Annotated in this window: 26 protein-coding genes and 1 tRNA gene; 17 read left to right on the forward strand and 10 right to left on the reverse strand. The window is 39.3% G+C overall.

The features are described 5' to 3' along the window. Positions 1 to 36 precede the first annotated feature (36 nt). Positions 37 to 324 (forward strand): hypothetical protein, encoded by a 288-nt coding sequence (locus tag EP1X_RS01735; RefSeq protein WP_055281098.1) that lies wholly within the window; start codon positions 37 to 39, stop codon positions 322 to 324. 28 nt (positions 325 to 352) lie between these two features. Here the strand turns inward: EP1X_RS01735 and EP1X_RS01740 are convergent, their stop codons facing one another. Next, a complete protein-coding gene (locus EP1X_RS01740) occupies positions 353 to 850 on the reverse strand; it encodes a DUF2118 domain-containing protein (RefSeq protein WP_055281100.1) in 498 nt (165 codons plus the stop codon). Positions 851 to 923: 73 nt separating this feature from the next. Between EP1X_RS01740 and EP1X_RS01745 the strand changes: the two genes are divergently transcribed. The 5 genes from EP1X_RS01745 to EP1X_RS01765 are packed head-to-tail and all read left to right on the forward strand — an operon-like array spanning position 924 to position 4,760. After that, positions 924 to 1,757, forward strand: a complete 834-nt coding sequence (locus EP1X_RS01745; protein WP_055281101.1) for a DUF4129 domain-containing protein — start codon at positions 924 to 926, stop codon at positions 1,755 to 1,757. Then, positions 1,747 to 2,184 carry a hypothetical protein gene (locus EP1X_RS01750; protein ID WP_055281103.1) on the forward strand — a complete coding sequence of 146 codons (438 nt, stop codon included), beginning with the start codon at positions 1,747 to 1,749 and terminating at the stop codon, positions 2,182 to 2,184. The genes EP1X_RS01745 and EP1X_RS01750 overlap by 11 nt, the downstream gene beginning before the upstream one ends. Then, positions 2,150 to 3,103 (forward strand): MoxR family ATPase, encoded by a 954-nt coding sequence (locus EP1X_RS01755; RefSeq protein WP_055281105.1) that lies wholly within the window; start codon positions 2,150 to 2,152, stop codon positions 3,101 to 3,103. The genes EP1X_RS01750 and EP1X_RS01755 overlap by 35 nt, the downstream gene beginning before the upstream one ends. 5 nt (positions 3,104 to 3,108) lie before the next feature. Further along, positions 3,109 to 4,344, forward strand: a complete 1,236-nt coding sequence (locus EP1X_RS01760; protein WP_055281106.1) for a DUF58 domain-containing protein — start codon at positions 3,109 to 3,111, stop codon at positions 4,342 to 4,344. Next, on the forward strand, positions 4,341 to 4,760 hold the full coding sequence (locus tag EP1X_RS01765) for a hypothetical protein (RefSeq protein ID WP_253276526.1): 420 nt from the start codon (positions 4,341 to 4,343) through the stop codon (positions 4,758 to 4,760). The genes EP1X_RS01760 and EP1X_RS01765 overlap by 4 nt, the downstream gene beginning before the upstream one ends. On the opposite strand, the gene EP1X_RS01770 is transcribed toward EP1X_RS01765, so the two are convergent. Beyond that, positions 4,757 to 5,587 carry a carbohydrate kinase family protein gene (locus EP1X_RS01770; RefSeq protein ID WP_055281108.1) on the reverse strand — a complete coding sequence of 277 codons (831 nt, stop codon included), beginning with the start codon at positions 5,585 to 5,587 and terminating at the stop codon, positions 4,757 to 4,759. The two genes, EP1X_RS01765 and EP1X_RS01770, sit on opposite strands and share 4 nt — an antisense overlap. A 130-nt stretch (positions 5,588 to 5,717) precedes the next feature. On the opposite strand from EP1X_RS01770, the gene EP1X_RS01775 reads away from it, so the two are divergent. Further along, the gene (locus EP1X_RS01775) at positions 5,718 to 6,557 is read left to right on the forward strand and encodes an LAGLIDADG family homing endonuclease (protein WP_055281110.1); all 840 of its coding nucleotides are present in this window, start codon (positions 5,718 to 5,720) and stop codon (positions 6,555 to 6,557) included. Between the two features lie 23 nt (positions 6,558 to 6,580). Here EP1X_RS01775 and EP1X_RS01780 read toward each other — a convergent pair. Further along, positions 6,581 to 6,658: transfer RNA gene (locus tag EP1X_RS01780), tRNA-Met, on the reverse strand. Positions 6,659 to 6,850: 192 nt separating this feature from the next. Further along, a complete protein-coding gene (locus tag EP1X_RS01785; RefSeq protein ID WP_055281112.1) occupies positions 6,851 to 7,399 on the reverse strand; it encodes a lamin tail domain-containing protein in 549 nt (182 codons plus the stop codon). A gap of 121 nt (positions 7,400 to 7,520) precedes the next feature. On the opposite strand from EP1X_RS01785, the gene EP1X_RS01790 reads away from it, so the two are divergent. The 3 genes from EP1X_RS01790 to EP1X_RS01800 are packed head-to-tail and all read left to right on the forward strand — an operon-like array spanning position 7,521 to position 10,353. Beyond that, positions 7,521 to 8,681, forward strand: coding sequence for an aconitase X catalytic domain-containing protein (locus EP1X_RS01790; RefSeq protein ID WP_055281114.1), 1,161 nt, complete (start codon positions 7,521 to 7,523; stop codon positions 8,679 to 8,681). 9 nt (positions 8,682 to 8,690) lie between these two features. Then, positions 8,691 to 9,083: a DUF126 domain-containing protein gene (locus EP1X_RS01795; protein ID WP_055281116.1), complete on the forward strand. Its 393-nt coding sequence runs from the start codon at positions 8,691 to 8,693 to the stop codon at positions 9,081 to 9,083. A gap of 43 nt (positions 9,084 to 9,126) precedes the next feature. Next, positions 9,127 to 10,353, forward strand: coding sequence for a site-2 protease family protein (locus EP1X_RS01800; protein WP_055281117.1), 1,227 nt, complete (start codon positions 9,127 to 9,129; stop codon positions 10,351 to 10,353). A 126-nt stretch (positions 10,354 to 10,479) separates the two neighbouring features. On the opposite strand, the gene EP1X_RS01805 is transcribed toward EP1X_RS01800, so the two are convergent. Next, positions 10,480 to 11,016, reverse strand: coding sequence for an HTH domain-containing protein (locus tag EP1X_RS01805; RefSeq protein WP_055281119.1), 537 nt, complete (start codon positions 11,014 to 11,016; stop codon positions 10,480 to 10,482). A 378-nt stretch (positions 11,017 to 11,394) separates the two neighbouring features. Here EP1X_RS01805 and EP1X_RS10245 point away from each other — a divergent pair, with 378 nt between their 5' ends. Both EP1X_RS10245 and EP1X_RS01815 read left to right on the forward strand, forming a co-directional pair. Continuing rightward, positions 11,395 to 11,793 (forward strand): class III signal peptide-containing protein, encoded by a 399-nt coding sequence (locus tag EP1X_RS10245; RefSeq protein ID WP_371180373.1) that lies wholly within the window; start codon positions 11,395 to 11,397, stop codon positions 11,791 to 11,793. A gap of 46 nt (positions 11,794 to 11,839) precedes the next feature. Next, positions 11,840 to 12,217, forward strand: a complete 378-nt coding sequence (locus EP1X_RS01815; RefSeq protein WP_055281121.1) for a class III signal peptide-containing protein — start codon at positions 11,840 to 11,842, stop codon at positions 12,215 to 12,217. 53 nt (positions 12,218 to 12,270) lie between these two features. Here the strand turns inward: EP1X_RS01815 and EP1X_RS01820 are convergent, their stop codons facing one another. After that, the gene (locus EP1X_RS01820; protein WP_055281123.1) at positions 12,271 to 12,561 is read right to left on the reverse strand and encodes a MazG nucleotide pyrophosphohydrolase domain-containing protein; all 291 of its coding nucleotides are present in this window, start codon (positions 12,559 to 12,561) and stop codon (positions 12,271 to 12,273) included. A gap of 198 nt (positions 12,562 to 12,759) precedes the next feature. Between EP1X_RS01820 and EP1X_RS01825 the strand changes: the two genes are divergently transcribed. The 3 genes from EP1X_RS01825 (at position 12,760) to prf1 (ending at position 14,850) form a co-directional block, all read left to right on the forward strand. Then, positions 12,760 to 13,293: a hypothetical protein gene (locus EP1X_RS01825; RefSeq protein ID WP_253276527.1), complete on the forward strand. Its 534-nt coding sequence runs from the start codon at positions 12,760 to 12,762 to the stop codon at positions 13,291 to 13,293. Further along, a complete protein-coding gene (locus EP1X_RS01830) occupies positions 13,286 to 13,522 on the forward strand; it encodes a pro-sigmaK processing inhibitor BofA family protein (protein ID WP_055281127.1) in 237 nt (78 codons plus the stop codon). Before EP1X_RS01825 ends, EP1X_RS01830 begins: the two co-directional genes overlap by 8 nt. Before the next feature lie 80 nt (positions 13,523 to 13,602). Further along, positions 13,603 to 14,850, forward strand: a complete 1,248-nt coding sequence (prf1, locus tag EP1X_RS01835; RefSeq protein ID WP_055281129.1) for a peptide chain release factor aRF-1 — start codon at positions 13,603 to 13,605, stop codon at positions 14,848 to 14,850. Here prf1 and EP1X_RS01840 read toward each other — a convergent pair. Together EP1X_RS01840 and EP1X_RS01845 are read right to left on the reverse strand one after the other, a co-directional pair. Then, the gene (locus tag EP1X_RS01840; protein ID WP_055281131.1) at positions 14,830 to 15,717 is read right to left on the reverse strand and encodes a dihydrodipicolinate synthase family protein; all 888 of its coding nucleotides are present in this window, start codon (positions 15,715 to 15,717) and stop codon (positions 14,830 to 14,832) included. The two genes, prf1 and EP1X_RS01840, sit on opposite strands and share 21 nt — an antisense overlap. 88 nt (positions 15,718 to 15,805) lie before the next feature. Beyond that, on the reverse strand, positions 15,806 to 17,740 hold the full coding sequence (locus EP1X_RS01845) for an arginine--tRNA ligase (protein WP_055281133.1): 1,935 nt from the start codon (positions 17,738 to 17,740) through the stop codon (positions 15,806 to 15,808). 69 nt (positions 17,741 to 17,809) lie between these two features. Between EP1X_RS01845 and EP1X_RS01850 the strand changes: the two genes are divergently transcribed. After that, positions 17,810 to 18,100 carry a lipoate protein ligase C-terminal domain-containing protein gene (locus EP1X_RS01850; protein WP_055281135.1) on the forward strand — a complete coding sequence of 97 codons (291 nt, stop codon included), beginning with the start codon at positions 17,810 to 17,812 and terminating at the stop codon, positions 18,098 to 18,100. Continuing rightward, positions 18,087 to 18,647, forward strand: coding sequence for a stage II sporulation protein M (locus EP1X_RS01855; protein ID WP_055281137.1), 561 nt, complete (start codon positions 18,087 to 18,089; stop codon positions 18,645 to 18,647). The genes EP1X_RS01850 and EP1X_RS01855 overlap by 14 nt, the downstream gene beginning before the upstream one ends. On the opposite strand, the gene EP1X_RS01860 is transcribed toward EP1X_RS01855, so the two are convergent. Continuing rightward, positions 18,628 to 20,547: a hypothetical protein gene (locus EP1X_RS01860; RefSeq protein ID WP_055281139.1), complete on the reverse strand. Its 1,920-nt coding sequence runs from the start codon at positions 20,545 to 20,547 to the stop codon at positions 18,628 to 18,630. The genes EP1X_RS01855 and EP1X_RS01860 overlap by 20 nt on opposite strands. Continuing rightward, entirely contained in the window at positions 20,544 to 21,632 is a 1,089-nt protein-coding gene (locus tag EP1X_RS01865; RefSeq protein ID WP_055281141.1) for a DUF354 domain-containing protein, read from the reverse strand. Before EP1X_RS01865 ends, EP1X_RS01860 begins: the two co-directional genes overlap by 4 nt. Positions 21,633 to 21,890: the final 258 nt, after the last annotated feature.

Consider the following 21,890-nt stretch of genomic DNA (forward strand, 5'->3'; position numbering starts at 1 on the left):
TAGGTGTTTAGCATAAATACTCCCAGGTGACGTTATATGGGAGAATTTGCGGAAATGCTTGAAAGAGAGTTCAGTGGATTGAAAACTACAGAGATTTATTCCACAAAGCTTGGTAATAGGAATATTGAAATAATTGAAGTGGAGGCAAAGGGTTCTAAAATGCTTGTAATGTTCCAGGACGAGCCAATGAAACATGATTTACATAGATGGTCTTTAATAATCACAAGTGCGAAGAATACAAGGACAATCCAGGGAATGGACAAACTAAAAACTTTAAAAATGAGAATTAAAGAGAATGTAAGGTCGATAATGGAAGGTATGTGATTAACTCTCACTAATTCTTTAAAGGATATTAATGCTCCTCTGGAAGAAGGTAGTATACATAGTGTGGCCTGTTGCTGAATTCATCGATGTAAACAACTGTTCCGTTCTTAGGTGGTTTGAGGTAGTGTACTTCTCCTTTTTTAGTTGTTATTGCAGCAAATGCATCGCTTTTTCTGACTCTATTTCCTACCTCTGCGATTATACTTGAGACGTATCCTTCTACGGGTAGGAGCATTAATTCATCTCCTTTGTAAAGTCTTATTTCTGTTCTTCTATCTGGCAAGACTATTATCACATCACAAATCATTCTATGCTCATATTTATCTACATAGAAATGGAATCTGTCATAGACTTCTTTTTTCATGAATTTTGCTTTTTTTACATCTATAAACGCGGGAAGTTTTTCTTCTTTCTTTAGCCTCACTTCTACGTTTTCCTGAATAATTATACAATCTATTTTTGCCTTACCATTCTCAACACATTCCTCAGCAGTGCTCTCAACGAAAAGCCGTGGGACTTTTTCCATATTCTCACCCAGCTTTTCTCCCGCTATAAAACTTTTTAAACCTATCTTTGCATAGATTTACAGATGAGAGATTATGAAGCGTAGATTGACAATCCTTTATTTTATCATTGTTCTACTAATGAGTGCCATAATAAGCTCTCAAGCTAAAATTGGAGAGATTAAAAAGGGAACTCAAGACTATTACTTAATTGGACTGTTCTTTGCTATTTTGATAGTTATTGCAGGGATAATATTAATTCAGATCTTTCTTACAGTTGGGGATCCATTTGCCAAAGAAGGCCCAGGTTACAAAGTAAATTGGGGAATATTTCTTGCTATAATTGTTGGTTCTATCATAATAGCCCTTCCAATCCTTTACAAGGTGTATAAGACACCCTTGCCAAATATGACCATTAACCAGACAGAAGGAATCTACTATGTTAACCAGAGTTACCGTGTCAGCTTTTATGAGAGATACTTCCAGAACCCGTTAGGCCCCTCTGTCGAAGGAAGTATTTATTTATATGCCCTCTTTGGAGTGCTTGTGGCCCTTTTGGCTTATGTTGCTGTTAGATTTTATCTTGATTTAAGGACCGCAAGGGAGAGGAGAAAACTTAAAGAGATGGTAGAGAAATTTGATAAAAAATTGGAGGAAGAGGGCATAAGTTTCCTTGGAGATCCAAATGAAATAGTTGTCAAATTGTACAAAAATGCGGTGATATGGCTCAAACTTTTGGGCATCCCCTACAGGGAAAGTTGGACCCACTGGGAACATGCTGAGAGAGTGAAGTATAAGCACGAAGCATATGTAGCCCTTGCAAAGCTATTTGAAAAAGCGAAATATGCACCTGAAAAGGTCACAATGGAGGATGCTAGAAGAGCTTACGATCTTTATATGAGGATTAAGGGGGATGTGAATGAGGTTTAACCTTGTGTTTATCTTGGTTTTGCCATTTGTGCTGATAGCTTTCTCCGCTGGTTCGTATCTAGTTAGGTGGATCGCCGTTTTAATTGCGGGAGTAATCCTGCTCGCATTCATCTTGGAAGAGACTGAACTCCCCTATATCCCGAGGAGGAGAGAAAGTAAGCGGGAAAAGAGAACTGATGTTGAAAGACTCGCTGATGTTATAAAAATGGCAAAGAAGGGGACGGTTGCAAGACAAATTATTTCTGATACAGTTCTTGAAATATATGAGGTTCTAGAGGAAAATAGAGAAAAAGCGGTGGAGAGAACAAGGGAAGTTTTTAGTTCTTCATATCATGGGGGAAACTTTTTGGAGAATCTTGAAAATGCTCTTAAAATTGTGGAGGCGGATGTAAATGAAAATAGAAGAGGTCCACGAAAAGGGAAATGAAATTTTGAATGAGGTAGGTAAGGCGATAGTTGGAAAAAGAGAAGTTTTGAAACTGATGCTGGCAACAATACTAGCAGATGGCCACATACTTATTGAAGACTTACCAGGCTTGGCAAAAACATTAATGGCAAAGAGCTTTGCTGCGGCTTTAGGCGTTAAATTTAGAAGAGTCCAGTTTACCCCCGATTTGTTGCCTTCGGATATTCTGGGAGTTAGTGTCTTTAACCAGAAAACTCTCGAGTTTGAGTTCAAAGAGGGTCCAATATTTACAAACATTCTTCTTGCAGATGAGGTCAATAGAGCACCTCCAAAAACCCAATCTGCTCTCCTTGAGGCTATGCAGGAAAGACAGGTAACAATAGAGGGAAAAACTCGCTATCTTGAGAGACCATTTGTGGTAATAGCAACTCAAAATCCCATAGAGCAGGAAGGGACGTACCCCCTTCCAGAGGCTCAGCTAGATAGGTTTTTGGTTAGGCTTAGAATAGGATATCCCACAAAGGAAGAAGAAGTCGAAATACTAAAGAGGAGAATTGGGAGAAAGAAGGAAGAAGTTGATATAAACCAGGTGAGCTCTTCTGAGGAAGTCATTAAAATGCAGAAGGCAATTGAAGAAGTTTATGTAAGTGACGCAGTGTTAGATTATATAACTGAGATAGTATGGGCTACAAGGGAGAATAAGAAGGAGATTGAAGTTGGAGCCTCACCAAGGGGAAGTTTGGCCTTACTTAGGCTTTCAAGGGCTTACGCTGCTTTGGATGGAAGAGATTATGTAATTCCTGATGATGTAAAGAGAGTAGCCATTCCTGCTTTAAGCCATCGCCTTATTCTAAAGAGGGAACTCTGGTACACAAGAGTCAGCCAAGAAATGGTAGTAGAGAGAATGCTTGAGAAAATACCAGTTCCAAAATTCGAGTGAGGAATATGAGGGAGTTTTATCCAACTGGAAAGGCACTTCAACTTTTACTTGCTTTATGGCTAGGGGTATTAATAGCGTTCTTCACATTAAGATGGGACATGATTTATTTAACGCTTCCAATAATGTGGCTTTTCTTCATTGCTGTGGCCTTTTTCAAACCTCGACTTGATGTAGAGATTGAGCGCATTCTTCCTCACGATAGGATCCTCGAGGGAGAGATTATAGAAGTGAAGCTTAAAGTCAAATCAAAAGAGAGGATCCCAAGCTTAAAAATAACCGAAGATGTTCCAGAAGAACTTGAAATAATTGAAGGCAGTAAGGAATTTTTACTCTCGCTAAAAAAAGACGAGGTTAGAGAAGTTTCCTATAAAATTAAAGTTCGCAGAGGAGTTCATGAGTTCACCAGAATTAGGATGAGTTACCAAGATCCTTTTGGCTTTTTCAAAAAGGATAGAGAGGTTGAATTATACGATGAACTTATTGGCGTGCCCCTTATTGAGGATGTAATAACTCCTTATTCCACAAAGGGAACGAAAATAACCGTTGGCCCATTACCATCTCCCAGAATTGGTGAAGGGGTTGAATTTCATGCAATTAGAGAGTATCAGCCTGGAGATCCATTTAAAATAATTAACTGGAAAGCAACAGCCAAAATTGGCAAGATAATGAGTAACGAATATGAGAGCGAAAGAAAGGTGGATGTTGTAATAGTTCTTGATGCAGGTTACCTGGGTGCTGAGGTTATAGATTATTCTGTAAGAGCGGCAGCTTCTCTTATGTTAGACTGTCTCAAAAATGGAACAAGCTTTGGTCTTCTGCTTTCTGAAAGTGTTCCCCTTTGGGCCAGAGTGGATTATGGAAAAAGGCATTTCTTCAGATGTGTTGACCTCTTGAGCACAGCAAAACCCGATAAGAACAATCTCATTGCCTATCAAGTGGAGCATCTCATACGAACACGCTTCCCGGCAAATGCTCAGATAATTTACATTTCTCCACTAGTAAGTGAGGAAAGCAGAAAAGCCCTGAAGATGATGTACTATTATGGCTATAAGACAATAGTTATTTCCCCTGACCCTTATTCTGCTTTAAAACCGAGAAGCAAAGAGCAGGAACTTGCAATTAAGATCTTAGACCTTAAAAGAAAGGCCTATCTCAGGAAGCTTTCCCCCTATGCGTTGATAATAGATTGGGATATTAGGAAGCCTCTTAAAACAGCCATTGCGGAGGTCGTTACCATATGAAGATTGGAATAAGATTTTCTCCAATTCCACTTATAGTCATGGCCATTGTTTTGTTAAATTATAGAGAAATTTTGCCTGTATTAGTGCTAGCCCCATTGGTGTTTTTATCATATTTCTTTGGCACCCTATTTCTTGTAGCTCTTATAGGATTCTTAGTATATTACAAAGTGGGGGGTATTGAGGGCCTGTTTTTGGTGGCCTTGGGGCTTATTTTTATTGAATCTGCATACTTGGATAGAGAAAAGGCCCCAAGGGAGCACTACTTAATAGTCACTGTAGCATCTCTCCTGGCAATTCCGACATACATTTTAATAGGGGGACTTTCGGCGGTCATGCCTAAGTTTGAGGTTACAGCAATTGCAGTGCTTGTTTTACTCTCCCTCTACTTGTTTTCAAGAATGGTTACAAGGGATTAGACTTCAATACTCCAGCTTCCCTTCTTCTTCAAAACTTCCCTTGCCCTTAGCAGCCCTTGTTTTATGCATTCTTCTATCGGTTTTTCTTTTGCGTAATAGGCCAGAAAACCTCCAGCAAAGGCATCTCCAGCTCCGGTAGGGTCAATGATTTCATCAATTGGGAGGGCCTTGAAGTGCATAAAGCTTTCTCCATTATATAAGAGAACACCCTTTTCACCCATAGTAACAACAACAATCTTAGCTCCCCATGTGTGAAGTTTTTCGATAGCTTTTTTGATGTCTCGTTCTCCAGTTATTGTCAGGGCTTCTCTTTCATTTGGAAAAATTATTTCTGTTTTTGATATGATTTCCATCATAAGGTCCTTTTTAGTTCTGTAGTCCTCCATGTAGGTTGGGTTAAAATCCAGGCTTATTCGTTTACCTTTTAGGCGTTTTATCGCTTTAAGCTGCTCTTCAGGAGGTATTGGAGAGATATGGAAGATCTTTGCATTTAAATACTCTTCAGGAATTTTTGTCTCTCCCATTTTCTGAGCTACTCCCATATCTACAGGAGCATCAACACTTCCGTCTTCATGGTAAATCATGTATATGTGAATGGTATTTCCTTCAAGAATTTGCACTCCTCTTATATCTATGATTTGCTCAAGCTTCTCAAGCCACTCTTTTGGAAAATCCTTGCCGACTTTTGTCACTAATCCCACTTTGGCACCACTTAAGGCTGCTGAAGTAGCTACAGCAGTAGCAGCTCCTCCAGGGAGAATTATCTCCTTTTTATTTGGAAATATAACATGGTCGATTGCAACGTGTCCGAGTACTACTAATTCCATAATCGCCCTCTCTGAGCTATTAGTGAGGGATTTATTAATGTTGCTTCACGAGTTCATTGAAGTTTAATTACAAGTAATTGTATAAAAATTACGAAAAAAATTAAAAATAATAAGTCTCTTAATTAGCATCATGCGCAGTCTGAGAGATCTTGGACAGGAAGAGCTTCAAGAACTCTTAGGATACATTAATGAATTAAGGAAAAGAGGATTGAACTACTCTCAAATAGCAAAGAGAATAATGGAAGAGAAAGGAATCAAAATTTCTAGGGTCACTGTTGCGAGATGGTGTAAAGGAGAACATAATCCCTTTAATAAGATTAAGTTTGTTAATCTGGAACCTTCTCCTTCGTTGGCCTATATCATAGGTGTTTATTTTGGAGATGCTAGCATAAGTCTTTATGAGAAATACAAATACAGAGTCCGGTTGAAAGTTGTTGACAAAGAGTTTGCGGAGGCATTTAAAGATGCGCTTGCTGATATTGGGGCTAATCCGAGGGTGGAATATGAGAAAGATAAAAACAGGAGTAATAGATGGTGTGTAGAAGCCACAAGCAAATCTCTGTATATGTTCTTAAAACAACCAAAAGAAAAGCTCTTTGAAATTGCAAAGGAGTACCCGAAGGAGTTCTTGAGAGGATTCTTTGATAGCGAGGGGTATGTTTATGTAGATAAACACGCATTTCTCTCTTCATATATCGCAGCTTATAATTATGATCTAGAAGTATTAGAATTTTCTCAGGGATTGCTCTCATTCCTGTCTATCCATTCAAAAATAAGGGTTTCAAAAGAGGGTGGAACACCAGTAATAATCAGGGGAAAGGAATACTTCTACAAAAGCAATCTCTATGAGCTTAGGATTTATAGAGTAGAAAGTGTGAGAAAATTTGCAATTGAAATTGGTTTTACAATTCAGAGGAAACAAGAAAAACTTAATAAATGGCTAAAAACGAGGACTAATGAATCTTTTTAATCATCAACGTACAAAAATATACATGGTAGCGGGGCGAGGATTTGAACCTCGGACCTCCGGGTTATGAGCCCGGCGGGCACTCCTAGCTGCCCCACCCCGCTGCTTGACCCGATATCTCTTATCTGGTGGGAATTTATAAAGCTTACGGTTCTTATAAGGGACTATCTATTACCTTAGAATTGCTTGTCGTACGCTGTATAGCTAGCATTCTAAATGTGAAGGATAGGATTTATTTAACCCTATAAAAATTTCTCTGGTTGTAATTGTTAAGCCTCAAATGAAAGGAAAAACACTTAATGACATTTTATACTCCCTTCTCCTCTTTCGCTCCAAGAACATTTATCTATTAGGGTCCCATCCACTGAATAGAGATAAGCGGTATCTTCCTCATTGTTCCACACAGGGAGTGAGTTTCCCCAATAGAGGTCAGTTTCATTATTGGTTCCTTTCCCCGTGTGAATGGTTATCATGTCTCCAGGATTTATGACTATTTCTGGAAAGGTGAACACATGGTCTTTCTCATCCGTCAGTCTCCATCCCTTTAAATTAACGCCTTTGCACCAGATATTGGCTATTATTACATACTCATCGTTCAAGACAAACATGTCGCTAATAAATCTGCCTCCTGCATCATAGTTAACATAATAAATCACGATATTGGGAATCCCGTCACAATTTTGATTTGGGTATGCTGTAAGTTCTTCGTTTATTTCAACGGAGATCTGATTTATAATCTCCTGTGGTCCGGGGTTTATTACCGCTAAGGTGTGAAGCACAAGGAAAATTGTAAGTAAAGCCCCACTTAGCATAAATGTATATTCAATGGAGCCTTGTCCTCGCATTTTTATCACCTTTAAGATTAGATCTTATCTAATTATTGAAACCATTACTTTGCTGGTTATTTGACATACTATGCTTAGCAAACCTTTAAAGTTCTTTTGTATAAAGGGTAGTGGTGATAAAATGTACCTCACGAAAGAAGAAGAGTTAATACTGGCTGGGGAGTATGGTTTTGCACTTCAAAAGGCCATGGAAATCCTCGTGGCCTTGGGAGAGATTTATGGTGCTGATAAACTTATCCCGATTAAGAGTGCTCAAGTTGCAGGAGTTTCTTACAAAAATATTGGGGATGCAGGAATAGAGTTTCTTAAGGACTTTGTAGATGCGGGTGCGAAGGTGAGTGTTTACACTACTCTAAACCCAGCGGGAATTGGAGAAGAGGCTTTCATGGAGAAGCAGAGAGAAATTTTAAACCTTTATAAGGCCATGGGAATTGAGATAACCTCTACCTGTACTCCTTATTATGGAGCAAACCTTCCTAAATTTGGGGATCATATAGCATGGAGTGAAAGCTCGGCAGTTGTTTTTGCAAACTCTATAATTGGGGCTAGAACGAACAGGGAGGGTGGTCCTTCTAGTTTGGCAGCGGCAATAGTGGGAAAAACCCCTAACTATGGACTTCATTTAGAAGAAAACAGAAAAGCAACCATAATAGTGGAGGTAGAAGCTAAAGTTAGAGGGTTTGCCGATTACAGCTTTCTAGGTTATCACCTCGGTAAGACTCTGAAGAATGACGTTCCTTACTTTAAGGGTCTCAAAGTTAAAGCTCTTGATCACTTAAAAGAGCTTGGGGCTTCAATGGCCGCCACTGGTTCAATAGCTCTCTATCACGTTGAAGGGGAAACTCCAGAGTATAAAGAAGCTTTGGTAGATAGTGTAGAGCGGCTTCAAGTGGGTGATGAAGAACTTAAAGAAGTTAAAGAGAGATTTAACACTGAGTGGGAGGAAATAGATGCGATAGTTATAGGGTGTCCTCATGCTTCTATTCAGGAGGTAAAGGAAATTGTTGAGCTCCTTAAGATACGAGAAAAACCCTTGAAGATCCCCCTCTTAATAACCCTTAGTAGAGTTGTAAAAGCTTTAGCAGACGCTTTGGGGTATACTGATGTAATAGAGCGATACAACGGAAAAATGATAGTTGATAGCTGCCTAATAGTCTCTCCAGTTGAAAAGTGGTATCAAGGAATAGCAACAAACAGTGGAAAGGCGAGCTTTTACTTCTCCACCGCTGGTTTGAAAGTTAGATTAGAAAACACGGATGAACTTATACTCGGGGCACCGTGAGGTGGGAAAATGAAAATTAAGGGGAGAAAAATTTTTGGTGGAAAAGCTAAAGGTGTTGCCCTAGTATCTAAAAAACCCTTGTCCTTTTTGGGAGGCGTTGATCCAAAGACAGGAATTGTTAAGGATGTGGAGAGCGATATTAGGGGCGAGAGCGTGAAGGATAAAATTCTAGTTTTTCCGAGAGGGAAGGGATCAACCGTTGGTTCTTACGTAATCTACCAGCTCAAGAAAAATGGAGTTGCACCTAGGGCAATAATTGTCGAAGAGGCTGAAACCATTGTAGCTACAGGCGCAATAATAGCCGAAATTCCTATGGTGGATAAAATAGATATAAGCAAAATCAAGACAGGGCAATTTGTTGAGGTTGATGCTAATAAAGGGGAGATCATTGTAGAGGAATAATTTTTAAGCTCTCCTTTCCAATTTTCTTTTAGTGGTGGAAAAAATGCCAAAAGGTATTTATGAATGTGTTAACTGTGGTCATAAGGAAGTTATAGATTCAAATGAGGCCCTCTTGGAGAAGGCTTGTCCTAAATGTGGGTCTGACATGGTTATTGTGGGGTTTGAAATTGAGCCTGTAGTTGAGGAGGGACCTGCGAGAGATTTAATTGAAAAACTCAGCCAATTCTATTCTTTGGGAGAGACGCAGTCTAGAGGGAATGTCACTGCTTTTGAGGTTCTTGAGATAAGAGAGAGCAACTTCGAGAAAGTTCTCAGGGAACTTGAAAAACTTGGCTATTGGGGAGCTCTAAAGAAGAAGGAAGGAAAGGTCATTCTCTACCTCTTCCCAGCCCAGGAAGTGAAGGAAGAGAACCCATTCATTGGTATAGGGCTTTTCATAGCAACTGTATTAAGCACGCTTTTTGCAGGCTACTGGCTTTCAGGGTCTTATATATCATTCCTTGATGAATACAACCTACCTGGGATTAGGAACATCTATCTCAATGCTTTAGCATTTTCAATAAGTGTTTTGGCAATTTTGGGAACGCATGAGATGGGTCACAAGATAGCAGCCACATTTCATGGAGTAAAGTCAACTTTCCCATACTTTATTCCATTTCCTAATATCCTAGGTACTCTGGGGGCAGTTATAAGAGTTAAGTCTCCAATCCCCACGCGAAATGCTGCCATAGATTTAGGCTCAAGTGGCCCCATAGCTGGGTTTATTGTCGCTATACCGGTTTTACTCATAGGTTTGAGACTTTCTCCCGCTTTACCGATGAGCGCCGTTGCTCAAGTTGAGGGAGGAATAGCATTTGGTCAGAGTTTAATAATGGTACTTCTTGAGAGATACATCTTCAGGATTCCTGAGGATTATGTGATCTATCTTCATCCCGTGGCAATAGCTGGATGGGTTGGAATTCTAGTAACTTTCTTGAACTTAATCCCTGCAGCCCAGCTCGATGGAGGCCATATAGCTAGGGCCTTTCTTGGAGAGAAGTTCCACTCAATTTTAACCTTTGGGCTCGGCTTAGCCATGATTGGTTTAAGTGTTCTATGGGCTGGCTGGCTCATATGGGGATTCATAATTTTACTCATGGGAAGAATTGGTAATCCAGGTGCTTTGGATGAAGTGAGCCCGATATCGCCGAAAAGAATTGCTTTAGCTTTAATAGTCTTGGCAATATTTGTTTTGTCAGCGACTCCAGTGCCAATAAGTGTTGTTCAGTGACCTCGATTGGGCTTAACTTTTTTAATTATTCTAAATCTTTCAAAATTAAAAGCAACTTCTTATAATCTCCCCATTGAAGAATCTGCTATCTCATTGTGCGGTAAAGCCCTAAATTTGGATAACTATTTACTCCCTTTCCTTCATGATCTGCTCTATGTCGTTGTATATTGAATCCCTTGAAACATTGAAGAGTCTCGCTATTTCAGATATGTTTAATGCCTTTGGATTCCACCCGAAGAGTTCGAGTGCCTTTCTTAAAATTGCCCGTCTTTCCTCTATGGTCGGATTTTCAAAGTCTCTCTCTTCTTTGAGTCTGTTCACCACAGCCACTCCAACAGCATATTTTCTTCTCGTCACTGGCATCGTATAGGTTCCAAAGGTGAAATCTACTATTTCAGTGTCCTTTATTCCGTTCTGCATTTTTTGCTGGAGTCTCTCTATAACGTCTTTTCCTGACGTGTATTCGGCGATTATGTATTTTTCTGCTTTTTTCGTTGGGTCTATATTCAGGGCTATCCTTATTCCCATAAAAGCTCCAAAAGAGAGTTCTATTTTAGCCTTCTCTATTGAACCAGGCATATTTTCAAGGATTTTGGCTTTTTCTTTCAATTCTCTTAAACATCCTTCCACACTTACAGCTTCGCATTCGATGAAGACCAGCATTTTACTCACCGCAGTTTTGGGGATTTTGTATACATAATTTAGCACTTAAAATATTTATAGGATTTGGTGAGCTTGCTTATAGTGTGGGAAACTATGGCATATCAAACTAAAAATTTAGGTTATGAGGATATCTTTAATCGTTTGGAAATTCATTGGCACATTTCCTAATGCTTACAGTGGGTTCTGTTATTATTTTGATTCATATTGGATTTTATCCAATGATGATAAATAGGTATTGGAAAATTTCCACTCAATATTCATCAATTTTGAGGTAATAATAGACATAATTGGGGGGAAAGGTATTTATACAACTTTGATGTAATTTGTATTTGGAAATTTTCCATTGGAGGTGTTGGTGAAATGATAAACCTGAAAAAGTTGTTTAGAAGGAAGAAAGGTCAGGGTGCGCTGGAGTACCTCTTCATGATCGCAGCAGCACTAATAATTATCTTTGTCGTTGTGAGGTACATCTCAAGTAGTGGGCAGCAAGCTACTGGACAAAGCGATATTGCTTCCCTGCAAAGCCAAGCAGAGCTTGCAAAATCATCATTACAAGCAAAGGATTGGTGGGATGATGACTATACAATAACTATCAATACGAATGCCCAAACAATTACAATTGACAATGTCAGTGTTACAATTGATTACTCAAATAGCAAATATGTGGATGATATCACAACTACTTATAATGGGGAGACTCTAGGGAACATCTATGATGATTGTATGGAAGGAACTGAGGAAGCATGTAAAGTCCTAGCCGCCCTTGGTGGAACTTGATTTGTTTTTCTTTTCTTAACTCTTTCAAATTTGTGAGGGAATATTAATGAAAAAAGCTCAAGGTTCTCTTGAGTATTCTGCTATGATTGCTCTTATCCTTGTGATAATATTAGTTGCCGTTTTTTACTTTGGTGAAGGAATTGTTCCAAAGGCAATAAAATCTACCCAACAGAATGAAATCTTACAATATCAAAATAGTGTGGAAATGATAAAATCTAACTATGAAGCTACGGGAGCTTGGGACTCCCTCAAAAATGAAACCATCTCCTGCTCAAACTCTCAATGTACCTTTAACGGTGAAACAAAAAGTATAGATGACCCGGCATTTTCTTACTCAGATACTCTTGAGAATGCCTATAATAAGTGCATCTACGAAAATGACCTCGATTCATGCAAAGCGATAGTTTATGTTCTTGGAGAATAAAATTAATTTCTTTTTCTCGAGGGTTTGAAGTGGGTTGGGTTCAAAATTTTGAGCTACTCCTTCTCACACTCACAAGGATTCTTCCCGCAGTAAGGGCAGACCCCAGGATACTTCTTCTTAGCGGCTTCCTCCACATCCACCCCTACTATGTTGGCCAAACTCACGAGCCAAGCTAAGACATCGGCAAATTCCTCCTCTATGGCCTTTCTATCATTTTTCCTTAAGGCCTCTGCTAGTTCACCAACTTCCTCACTAAACCAGAGAAAAGTCTTCTCTAATCCTCTTTTTTCATCCCTATGAAAGTAGAGCTCCTTAATAAGTTCCTGGAATTCTTTGATGTGCATAATATCTCCCTCCAGAGGCTCGGACTTCTTTTTTCATCATAGCTCAGCGCAATTCGCTTTCCTCATTGCCTAGCTTTAAATTCTCGTGCTTCTTTTTTAAAACTTAAGGAAAATGATTTAAAGTTTAATGCAAAATTACAATAGGGTTGTGTAATGGGGTTATTTTCATTCGGTTCCAAAAAGAATAAAGTTATAAAAATGCTCTCTCAGGGTGATTTAGAAGAAATTCTCATCTCTGCGATGAAAGATAAAAAATATGTTGATGCAATAATAGAACTTCTCGATGAAGAAAACCCTGGCCTTAAGGGCGATGCCCTCCTACTCCTTGGGGAGCTTGTCTCAAGACATAAGGATTTGATGATGGAGTATGTTGAAGAGGGTCTTCCATTGAAAACTCTCTTCCTTGTAAACGATCCAGACCCATACGTTAAAGAGAATGCTATGCAGACATTTGAACTAATGCTAAGGTTTTTCCCGTGGATTGAAGGGATGTTTAGGGATGAGATAATAGGGGAGCTTATAGATATTCTTGAGAGGGGGGATAAAAATAGAAAAGCCTTTGCAATGTTAATGCTTAAGAAACTCAGAGTTAAGGAGGCTCTTCCAATAATTGAACAATTTAAGGATGTCACTGAAGCTGTTATTTTGCCACTTGAAGGTGTTAAATGGGTTTCCTTGGGTGAAATTGCCCGAGAAGTGATAAAAGACTTAGGAGGTGAAAGGAATGATTAATGTCTTAATATTCATAATATTGTTAATAATTGCCGCAGTGATAGTTGTCAAACTGACCTTTGCAGTGCTGAGATGGATGGCTATGAATGCAGTAGTTGGTTTAATCCTTTTGGGAATTCTGAATTATCTTGGTATAGCACACATAGAGATAAACCTAATAAACTTCCTTATAGTGGCCGTTGGCGGAATTTTGGGCGTTTTTCTTTTATTGTTCTTGTCTTATCTCTAGCTTTTTTCCAAATCTTTATAAAGTCGAATTTTTTAAGAGGGTTGTAGTGAGAAAAGGGAAGAGTTGGTGAGGTGATAATCATGTCTCACAAGTCTGCTGAAATGTATGAGCTTAAAAAGAAAGTTGAGGAGCTTAAAAAGATTCGAGGTCGAGCCACAGAGTTAGTATCCCTCTATATTCCAGCAGATTATGATTTGAATAAGGTTATGCAGCAGCTTAGAGAGGAGTATGGAACAGCACAGAATATTAAATCAAAAACAACTCGAAAAAACGTTCTCGGTGCTTTAGAAAGAGCTATGCAGCATCTTAAACTTTACAAACAAACTCCTGAAACCGGATTAGCTCTTTTCGTTGGTAATGTGAGTGAACAGGAAGGAGTCTCTGATATTAGGGTATTTGCTATCATTCCACCAGAACCACTGAACGTCAGGCTTTATCGATGTGACCAAACTTTTGTAACAGAACCCCTTGAGGAGATGCTCCGTGTTAAAGATGCTTATGGTTTAATAACGGTTGAAAAGAACGAGGCTACGATAGGGCTTCTTAGAGGGAAAAAGATAGAGGTTATAGAAGAGTTGACTTCTAATGTGCCTGGAAAGACAAGAGCTGGTGGTCAGTCAGCTCGAAGATATGAGCGAATTAGGGAGCAAGAGACCCATGAGTTCATGAAAAGAATTGGTGAGCACTCTACCAAGGTCTTCCTGCCTCTTCTGGAAAAGGGAGAGCTCAAGGGTATTATTGTTGGTGGTCCAGGACCAACAAAGGAGGAATTTGTTGAAGGGGAGTATTTGCATCATGAACTCAGAAAAAGGATTCTTGGAGTCGTAGATATAAGCTATCATGGCCAGTATGGTCTTAGAGAGCTTGTTGAAAAGGCAAGTGATATTTTAAGAGAGCATGAGGCTGTTAAAGAAAGGCTCCTCATACAGGAATTCTTTAAGCACTTGGTTAAGGATACAGGCCTCATAACATACGGTGAAAAGGAGGTCAGGAATGCTCTAGAGCTTGGGGCCGTTGATAAATTATTACTTAGTGAGGGTTATGATAGGGTTAGAGTAAGGGCCAAGTGTAACAATTGTGGATGGGAAGAGCTAAAAACTATGAGCGAGCCTGATTTTGAGATTTACAAGAAAAATCTCAAAAACTGTCCTAAGTGCAACAGTCAGAACATAAGCTTTGAGAAATGGGATGTGGCTGAAGAACTTATAAAAATGGCAGAAGAAAGTGGATCAGATGTTGAAATAATCTCCCTCGATACTGACGAAGGCCAGCAGTTCTATAGGGCTTTTGGAGGAATTGGTGCAATCCTAAGGTACAAGCTCCAGTGAAGCTAGTAGTTGTTTTATTCTTTCTCTGGCTTTTTCTCCATCCATTATATAAGGTGGCCTAAGAATTGGTTTTATTGAAAATCCTCTTATATTCATAGCAATTTTTATTGCAGAGCCGAATGAGGATGCTAGATCATAGACTTTTGAGACCTTTGCAAGCTTTTGGGAGTAGTTCATAGCTTTTTCAAAGTTTCTCTCTTCAAATGCTTTATAGACTTCAAGATGAAGCTCGGGGGCAAAGTTGGCACATGCCATTATTCCTCCATCCCCTCCCAAAAAGAGCGTGTTTAAAAGGTGCTGGTCTAGACCTGTGAACACTTTAAAGTCTTTCCTTTCGCTTTTCACTTCAAATATTACATCCCTAACGTGGTTGATGCTATCTATGGTTTCCTTTATCCCAGTTATGTTTGAGTACTCGAGAGCAAGGTGTTTTACTAGAGAAACACTCATTGGATTGGCACAACTGGGGATATTGTAGAGAATTATTGGAATTTCTGTTTTTTCTGCCACTAGAGAGTAGTGCTTAAAGAGGGCATCATCATTGAGGGGACAGTAGTAGGGAGGAGCTATGACCACATAATCAGCTCCTATGTCTTGGGCATGTTTGGTTAGCTCAATAACCTCAAAGGTGTTCGTTGAGGCTGTTCCTACTAGGTAAAAGGCTGAAGTAACAATTTCTCTGCCTTTTTCTGCTAAAAGTTTCCTTTCTTCATTATTTAAGCTCGTAAACTCTCCAGTTGTTGCATTTATGAAAATACCATGCACTCCAACTTTTTGAAGGTAATTTATGTGCTCTTCAAGGGCAGGGAGGTCAATGGAATAGTCTTCATTAAAAGGCGTTACAAGAGGCACTACAACTCCACGCATAGGATCACCAGAATAGTTTGGTTTTGGTGTATTTTAGGTTTGTGGAAAAAGGAGTTCTACACCTAAAATGTATGGAAAAGAAAAGACCTCACATAACCTCGGGAGCTTCGATTCCCATTAGTTCAAGAGCGTTCTTGAGAACTTGTTTTGTTGCTATCACCAATAGAAGTCTCATTTCTCTTGTTCCTTCTTCAGCCTTCAAAACTGGAAGGGCCATGTAAAATCTGTTGAATATCATGGCGAGCTCATTTGCATATGTGGCTATTAAGTTCGGCTTTATGTCCCTTCCAGCCGTTTTTACGATCTCAGGGAATTTTGCTATGGCTTTTATCAGTTCTTTTTCTTTTTGATCCAATCTCGAAAAGTCTGCCTTCTTTAAGAGTTCTGTGGGGTCGATTGTCATACCTGTCTCCATAGCCTTTTTCAGAATTGATGCACACCTAGCATGTGCATATTGAATGTAGGGTGCACTTTCGCCTTCGAAATTAAGTACGTCTTCCCACCTGAAAGTGATTATCTTTTCTGGGGAATATTTCACGAGGTTGTACCTTACAGCGCCCACTCCAACGATCTCGGCTATCTTCTCTTTCTCCTTCTCACTTAAACTGGGGTTTTTCTCCTCTACAAGCTCTTTGGCTCGCTTAACGGCCTCATCCAACACTTCATCAACAGTGAATCCTATCCATGTACCTTTTCTTCCACTGAATTTTCCTTCTGGTCTTATTACATGTTCATAAGCTAAATGGTGGAAGTTTTTGTATGCTTCTTCATATCCAAGAAGTTTTAGTGCGTAAGCGACGGCCTTTTGCTCATACCTTTGCTCTGAACCAATGACGTTTACCACGATATCTGCATTTGCGAATCTTCCGGGCATTTTTTCGCCGTCTTTGGCAGTAGTCCATGTTTCATGCTTTTCTACTTTGTCCCAGAGCTTGTAGAGCATATCTGCATTTACCTTTCCAAATTTCCAGAGGTGGTATGCTATGTCCTTTCCAGTATATGTTGCAGTCCCATCACTTCTAATAAGTACAGTGTCAGGATTTTCTAAGTCTGGGAAGAGATCGCCAAGTTTCATGATAAAAGCTCCCTTATATTTGCCCTCTTTGGCCCACTCAAAGTGTGGATTGGTTTCAATCTTCTCGTAGGCCTCTTCAAATATTCCACTTCTCACAATGTCGCTCTCCCAGCTAAGGAGGTCATATGAGATGTTGAGTCTATATGTTGTTTTCATCTGAGCTTTAAGAACATCCTCAGCAAGTTTTCTTCCCTTTTCTGCTACTTCACTCTTTCCTTCCTCAAGCTCCTTCATTAGGGCTCGTATCTTCTTCTCCACTTCGGGATCTTCTTCCATTTTCTTGTGGACCTCAACGTAAAGCAGGCCCAAAGCGTGATCAATTATATCGTCCTTTGAGAGTCCTTTTTTCTTGAGCTCTTCCATTATTTTCTCAAATTCCTCTCTCATATTGAGATAACCCCAGAGGACCTGAGCAAACTGGACACCGAGATCGTCGATGTAGTTTTGAACCTCTACATTGTATCCAAGAGCCCTCATTATTCTGGCTATAGTGTCCCCCAATACGGCGTTTCTCGCATGCCCCATATGGAGGGGTTTTGTGGGATTAACGGAGGTGTGCTCAACAATGACTTTTTTACCTCCTCCAAAATCGCTCTCTCCAAAGTGCTCTCCCTTTTGTAGAATCTCTTCCACTGTGAGCGTTCCAAATTTTTCATACTCTAAAAAGAAGTTTATGTATCCAGCCCCAGCTACTTCAATCTTTGCTATGTAATCAGGAAGCTTTCCTTCTAGATTTGATACTATTTCTTGAGCTATCATTCGGGGGGCTTTTCTAAATACTTTTGCAAGTTGAAAGGCAACGGTTGTTGCAAAGTCTCCAAACTCCATGCTGGGTGTTTCATCAAATAATATCTCACCTTCCCATGATTTTTCTTCTTTTTTGAGCATTTCTGAGATGACATCTTCCAGTAATTCCTTTATACTCTCTTTAATATCATCGTAACTCATGATCACCACCAGACTTCCTTTTTCATAAACCTTTAAAAACTACCCGCTTTAAATTTGTTTGTGAGTGTCATGAAAAGGATTGGGGAACATAAGGCTAAGAAGGGCCTTATAAGGTTTGAGATTGAAGAGGAGAACAGTATTGCTAAAAATGTGAGAATTACTGGGGACTTTTTTATCTATCCTGAAGAAACCATTCTTGAGCTGGAGGATGCATTAAAAGGAAAGAAGCTGGAAGAGCTTGAGAGTATAATAGACGAGTTCTTTTCTGTAAGAATGGATATCGAAATGCCCTATATAGATGTTGAGGACTTTAAGATGGCCCTTAAAAATGCATTGAGTGGTGGAAATGAAGAGAAGTAGAATTTTTTATGGGTTTATAGCCTTATTTTTAATCGGATCATTCTTTGGTATCCTTTTTGCTCGGGTAAATCCTAGTTCAGCTGAGATAATATTTTCAAATTTAAGGGAATTCTTGGGGGGCAACATTAACGAGAATATGGATAGGTTTAGCCTTTTCACATTCATTTTCTTTAATAATTCTAGGGTTGCACTTATTTCAGCAATTGGAGGGGTTTTATTTGGAATAGTACCAGCTGGAATATTATTCTTCAATGGGTTTATAGTGGGAATAGTGATAGAGTACTTCCATTTACAAGGTGAAGATTTGTTAAGAATTGTGCTAGCTATACTCCCTCATGGATTGATTGAAATCCCAGCTTTTGCTGTTGCTGGAGTTGGGGGTGTTGAATGGTATTTTGAGCTTGTTAGAGGGGAAGGTACTCTAGGAGAGCGCTTTTTAAATGGATTCAAGAAGTCTATGAAAATGCTTGCCATAGCGCTTGTGATGCTTTTAGTAGCAGCTTTTGTCGAGGCTTATATCACTCCAACTATTGCATCTGCTGTTTGAGTGCATACCCTCCCAAAATAAAGGATATTAGCAGAAGATATATGACGGAGAAAATGCTATTTGATTCAGGGTTATTTATTTGGTTGTTTGCTATTATTGGGCCGTGCTTTTCTTCCCATTTGTCTGTGATCAATATGTCAACGGCTCCTCCAGAGAGGAGCTCGATAGTTTCTAAATCCTTAAGATGCAGGACATAAGTCTCTCCTGGCCTTAGATCTCCTATATAATAAGTTTTATCGTCTATTCTTAAGCTCACATTTTTTGAGTAACTTTCTCCTATTAGGAATTTTCCGTTTGGCTTAGGTGTGCTGATATTGCTGGATAAAAACAGACATCCAATTGAATATGTTGCTGTCCCATTAAAGAGAAGGGAAAGCGTTATTGTTCCATCAGTAGGCATATAAAAGACATAGTAAAAAGGCCGCCATTCATTGCTTACCTGTGCAAGGCCACCATAAACGTTTTTTTCTGTATAAACAGTAACATGTACAGGCCTAATCTGGGTGCCCCAGGGCTGAGAACTTTTGAGGCACAGTCCTAAGGTGTACCATCCATTTTCGAGCTTTAGCCCTGTGAGTTCTAGGGCTGAAGAGGGTCTTGAAGGGGATAAGATTAAAACATCTCTTTTCTTTTCTATAGTACCGTTTATTGCCTTCCAATTCAATTCAGTGGAAAGATGATTTTGGAATTTCTTCCCTTTTATGACAATTGCAATTGGGTATTTCGTGTGTATTGGAAATATTATAAGCCTGTTTTCAACAAGGGTTCCAGATACGGGAAAGTTAGAGCCTTTTCCATAGATCAATTTTAGGGCCTCTTCTCGTGTGAATAATTTCATTCGTAAATTGTTCATATAGAGATAACCGTTTGCTATGTGGATAGGATAGAGAGTATTAGTCCCATTTATTAATCCCCCACTTATCTTCCTCCATACTATTCCGTCGAGGGATATCCAGAGATAATCCATGCCCTCTTTATGATAGTCCACACTTACTACATAATGAATTCCGGTTTCTGGGTCTCTTAGAGCATCGTAGAACTTCATTTCTGCTTTATAATATTCCCCGAACCATGTTGCTAAGGGTTTAAGTTCGTCCTTTTTCTTGTTGTACTCTATTATCTGAGGGAAATTATCATTATAGAAGAAGACTCTATTTTCATCAGGATACGTGACAGCTAATGGTCCACTGTTCATTACATAATTGATTATATGATTGTTAGTATTTCTAAACATCCAAGTGCCGTTTTTATAGATGTACAGTCCTCTATATGGGGGATTATCGCCAACTCCAACGTAAACGATTTTATCGTAGGGATCTATGCTGACTAAGTGGATATGACAACCGTTGTCTTTGATCTTGTAGTGATCTTCTATGTCAAAGAAAACTTCAAAATGCCTCCCGTCGAAAGTTCTATAGACTTTCGCACTGTTGGACTTCTTCCCATATTCCCCTATAAGCAAAAAGTCTTCATTTCCTGCCCATGACCACCAGATAGCATATTTGCCCTCATCGAGTCTCAAAACTTCTTCAAAAGTTTGTTCATTCCACATAAATATCCTTCCTTTGATGTCCGAGAAGAAGAGCGTGTCTTTCCATAGATAAAGAGAAGTTATCTCGGTATTGTGTGTATATAACACTTCCCACTTCTTTCCATCTAGACTTTTTAGTATTTTCATTCTTTGGTGCCTCAATCTCTTATATTCTACTCCGTAAATGTATCCGCTTGAATCAGGCCCTACTACATAAGTCACCGGAAGTTCTTCAGTATTTAGAACAAGAGAAGGTGGAAGAGGGGTGTCAATTACCTTCCCAATTCCATGGAGATAATATTCAAATGATCTTGCCGGAGAAGCGTAAATGAGTAAAAGAAAAATAATCGTGGCCCATTTGGCCCTCATTTTCTGCTCACCAGTTCTTCGGGAGCAGTTTCTTGGACAGGGAATGTTCCATATTCTTCATACGTTTCGATTTCGTTCAAAAATGCATCTACGGGATTTTCCATAGTCATAATTACGTTTCTAACATGCTTTCTAAAGGCCCCATTCTTTCTCATGAGCTCCCAGGCCTTTTCAGAAACTCTTATGGGGTCTGTGGAGTGGAACTTAATCCCCAAGTTTATAAGCCACCGAGTTATTGCGAGTAGCTTACCTGGATATGTCGATATGGTTGGAGTTCCTAAAGCTAGTGCCTCTCTATTCATTGTTCCACCGGCTCCTATCATGAGTTTTGCGTAATATAGAAGCGATAGGCTGTCGGTAACATGGTCGGGGATTATAACATTTTCAAAGTGTTTAAACCGCTTTGCCTGGCTTTCAGTTCTCGGGAAGAGGACAATGGGAATGTCAGGGAGTAGAGGGATGATATTCTCAAGTATGCTTTTCTCAGCATCCCCGTTAAAGTAATTGGCTTTTATCGGTTCAGTTCTCATGACGATATAGCTGTAGGCAGTTAAATCCAGCTCTTTTAGTGGTTTTTTACTTGGAACGAATCCATATAGGTGAGCAAGCTCAGGTATGCCGTTTATAGGCCTTAAAGAATTTGCATCAGCTCCGCATTTTATAAGCTCGTATGCATCAATGGCTTTTGGATAAACAAGTCTCCTCGTGAATGGTAACATGAGTTTATTAACCGCTGTTGCAGTGTCATTATCTGCAAATCCTATAGTTGGAATCCCCAAACCAAAGGCAATTCTTGGAGCCTCTGGAGAATTTTTATAGAGGGCTAAATCGGGTTTTTCTTCAATTATTAATTTAGCGAGCTTATGTTGTCTTTCAACACTTGCTATGAGCTTTCCTTCAAGTGTAGAACCACCATGTTTTCCAACAATATAGTAACCTATTCCCAACATGTCCAAAATTCCAGTTAAACCGTCAAATTCCCTTGTAGTGACCAAAACCTCATGTCCTCTCTTCTCGAGTTCCCTGATTATACCCTTGAAAAAGTGAGCGTGAGGTGCGTTGACAATGTCTATCCAGATCTTCACAGATTTCACCCAATATTATGAACACCTTTGTCCATTAAAAGGGTTTCCGTAAAATGGTTTTTTTGAGTCTGGATACTCATATCCCAAAAGCTTCTTTTTGGTTGCAAACGTTTATTACAATTTCTGTCAATGAAACAAACATTTTGGAGTCATGTATTATAATTTTGTCTTATTATCAGGCTCCCATCTTAAGAAAAATCAAAAATTCTGGAGAAATCTTTGGGAATTTTGGTTTGAAATTGTTGCGTGGAAAAACCT

This window comes from Thermococcus sp. EP1, assembly GCF_001317345.1.
GTDB lineage: Archaea > Methanobacteriota_B > Thermococci > Thermococcales > Thermococcaceae > Thermococcus_A.

Coding starts and splice junctions, on each gene's coding strand:
- EP1X_RS01830 (WP_055281127.1), top strand. CDS start 13,286: ATGATTAATGTCTTAATATTCATAATATTGTTAATAATTGCCGCAGTG.
- EP1X_RS01785 (WP_055281112.1), bottom strand. CDS start 7,399: ATGCGAGGACAAGGCTCCATTGAATATACATTTATGCTAAGTGGGGCT.
- EP1X_RS01825 (WP_253276527.1), top strand. CDS start 12,760: ATGCTCTCTCAGGGTGATTTAGAAGAAATTCTCATCTCTGCGATGAAA.
- prf1 (WP_055281129.1), top strand. CDS start 13,603: ATGTCTCACAAGTCTGCTGAAATGTATGAGCTTAAAAAGAAAGTTGAG.
- EP1X_RS01755 (WP_055281105.1), top strand. CDS start 2,150: ATGAAAATAGAAGAGGTCCACGAAAAGGGAAATGAAATTTTGAATGAG.
- EP1X_RS01815 (WP_055281121.1), top strand. CDS start 11,840: ATGAAAAAAGCTCAAGGTTCTCTTGAGTATTCTGCTATGATTGCTCTT.
- EP1X_RS01760 (WP_055281106.1), top strand. CDS start 3,109: ATGAGGGAGTTTTATCCAACTGGAAAGGCACTTCAACTTTTACTTGCT.
- EP1X_RS01775 (WP_055281110.1), top strand. CDS start 5,718: ATGCGCAGTCTGAGAGATCTTGGACAGGAAGAGCTTCAAGAACTCTTA.
- EP1X_RS01820 (WP_055281123.1), bottom strand. CDS start 12,561: ATGCACATCAAAGAATTCCAGGAACTTATTAAGGAGCTCTACTTTCAT.
- EP1X_RS01765 (WP_253276526.1), top strand. CDS start 4,341: ATGAAGATTGGAATAAGATTTTCTCCAATTCCACTTATAGTCATGGCC.
- EP1X_RS01850 (WP_055281135.1), top strand. CDS start 17,810: ATGAAAAGGATTGGGGAACATAAGGCTAAGAAGGGCCTTATAAGGTTT.
- EP1X_RS01805 (WP_055281119.1), bottom strand. CDS start 11,016: ATGCTGGTCTTCATCGAATGCGAAGCTGTAAGTGTGGAAGGATGTTTA.
- EP1X_RS01795 (WP_055281116.1), top strand. CDS start 8,691: ATGAAAATTAAGGGGAGAAAAATTTTTGGTGGAAAAGCTAAAGGTGTT.
- EP1X_RS01745 (WP_055281101.1), top strand. CDS start 924: ATGAAGCGTAGATTGACAATCCTTTATTTTATCATTGTTCTACTAATG.
- EP1X_RS01790 (WP_055281114.1), top strand. CDS start 7,521: ATGTACCTCACGAAAGAAGAAGAGTTAATACTGGCTGGGGAGTATGGT.
- EP1X_RS01855 (WP_055281137.1), top strand. CDS start 18,087: ATGAAGAGAAGTAGAATTTTTTATGGGTTTATAGCCTTATTTTTAATC.
- EP1X_RS01770 (WP_055281108.1), bottom strand. CDS start 5,587: ATGGAATTAGTAGTACTCGGACACGTTGCAATCGACCATGTTATATTT.
- EP1X_RS01740 (WP_055281100.1), bottom strand. CDS start 850: ATGGAAAAAGTCCCACGGCTTTTCGTTGAGAGCACTGCTGAGGAATGT.
- EP1X_RS01735 (WP_055281098.1), top strand. CDS start 37: ATGGGAGAATTTGCGGAAATGCTTGAAAGAGAGTTCAGTGGATTGAAA.
- EP1X_RS01840 (WP_055281131.1), bottom strand. CDS start 15,717: ATGCGTGGAGTTGTAGTGCCTCTTGTAACGCCTTTTAATGAAGACTAT.
- EP1X_RS01845 (WP_055281133.1), bottom strand. CDS start 17,740: ATGAGTTACGATGATATTAAAGAGAGTATAAAGGAATTACTGGAAGAT.
- EP1X_RS01860 (WP_055281139.1), bottom strand. CDS start 20,547: ATGAGGGCCAAATGGGCCACGATTATTTTTCTTTTACTCATTTACGCT.
- EP1X_RS01800 (WP_055281117.1), top strand. CDS start 9,127: ATGCCAAAAGGTATTTATGAATGTGTTAACTGTGGTCATAAGGAAGTT.
- EP1X_RS01750 (WP_055281103.1), top strand. CDS start 1,747: ATGAGGTTTAACCTTGTGTTTATCTTGGTTTTGCCATTTGTGCTGATA.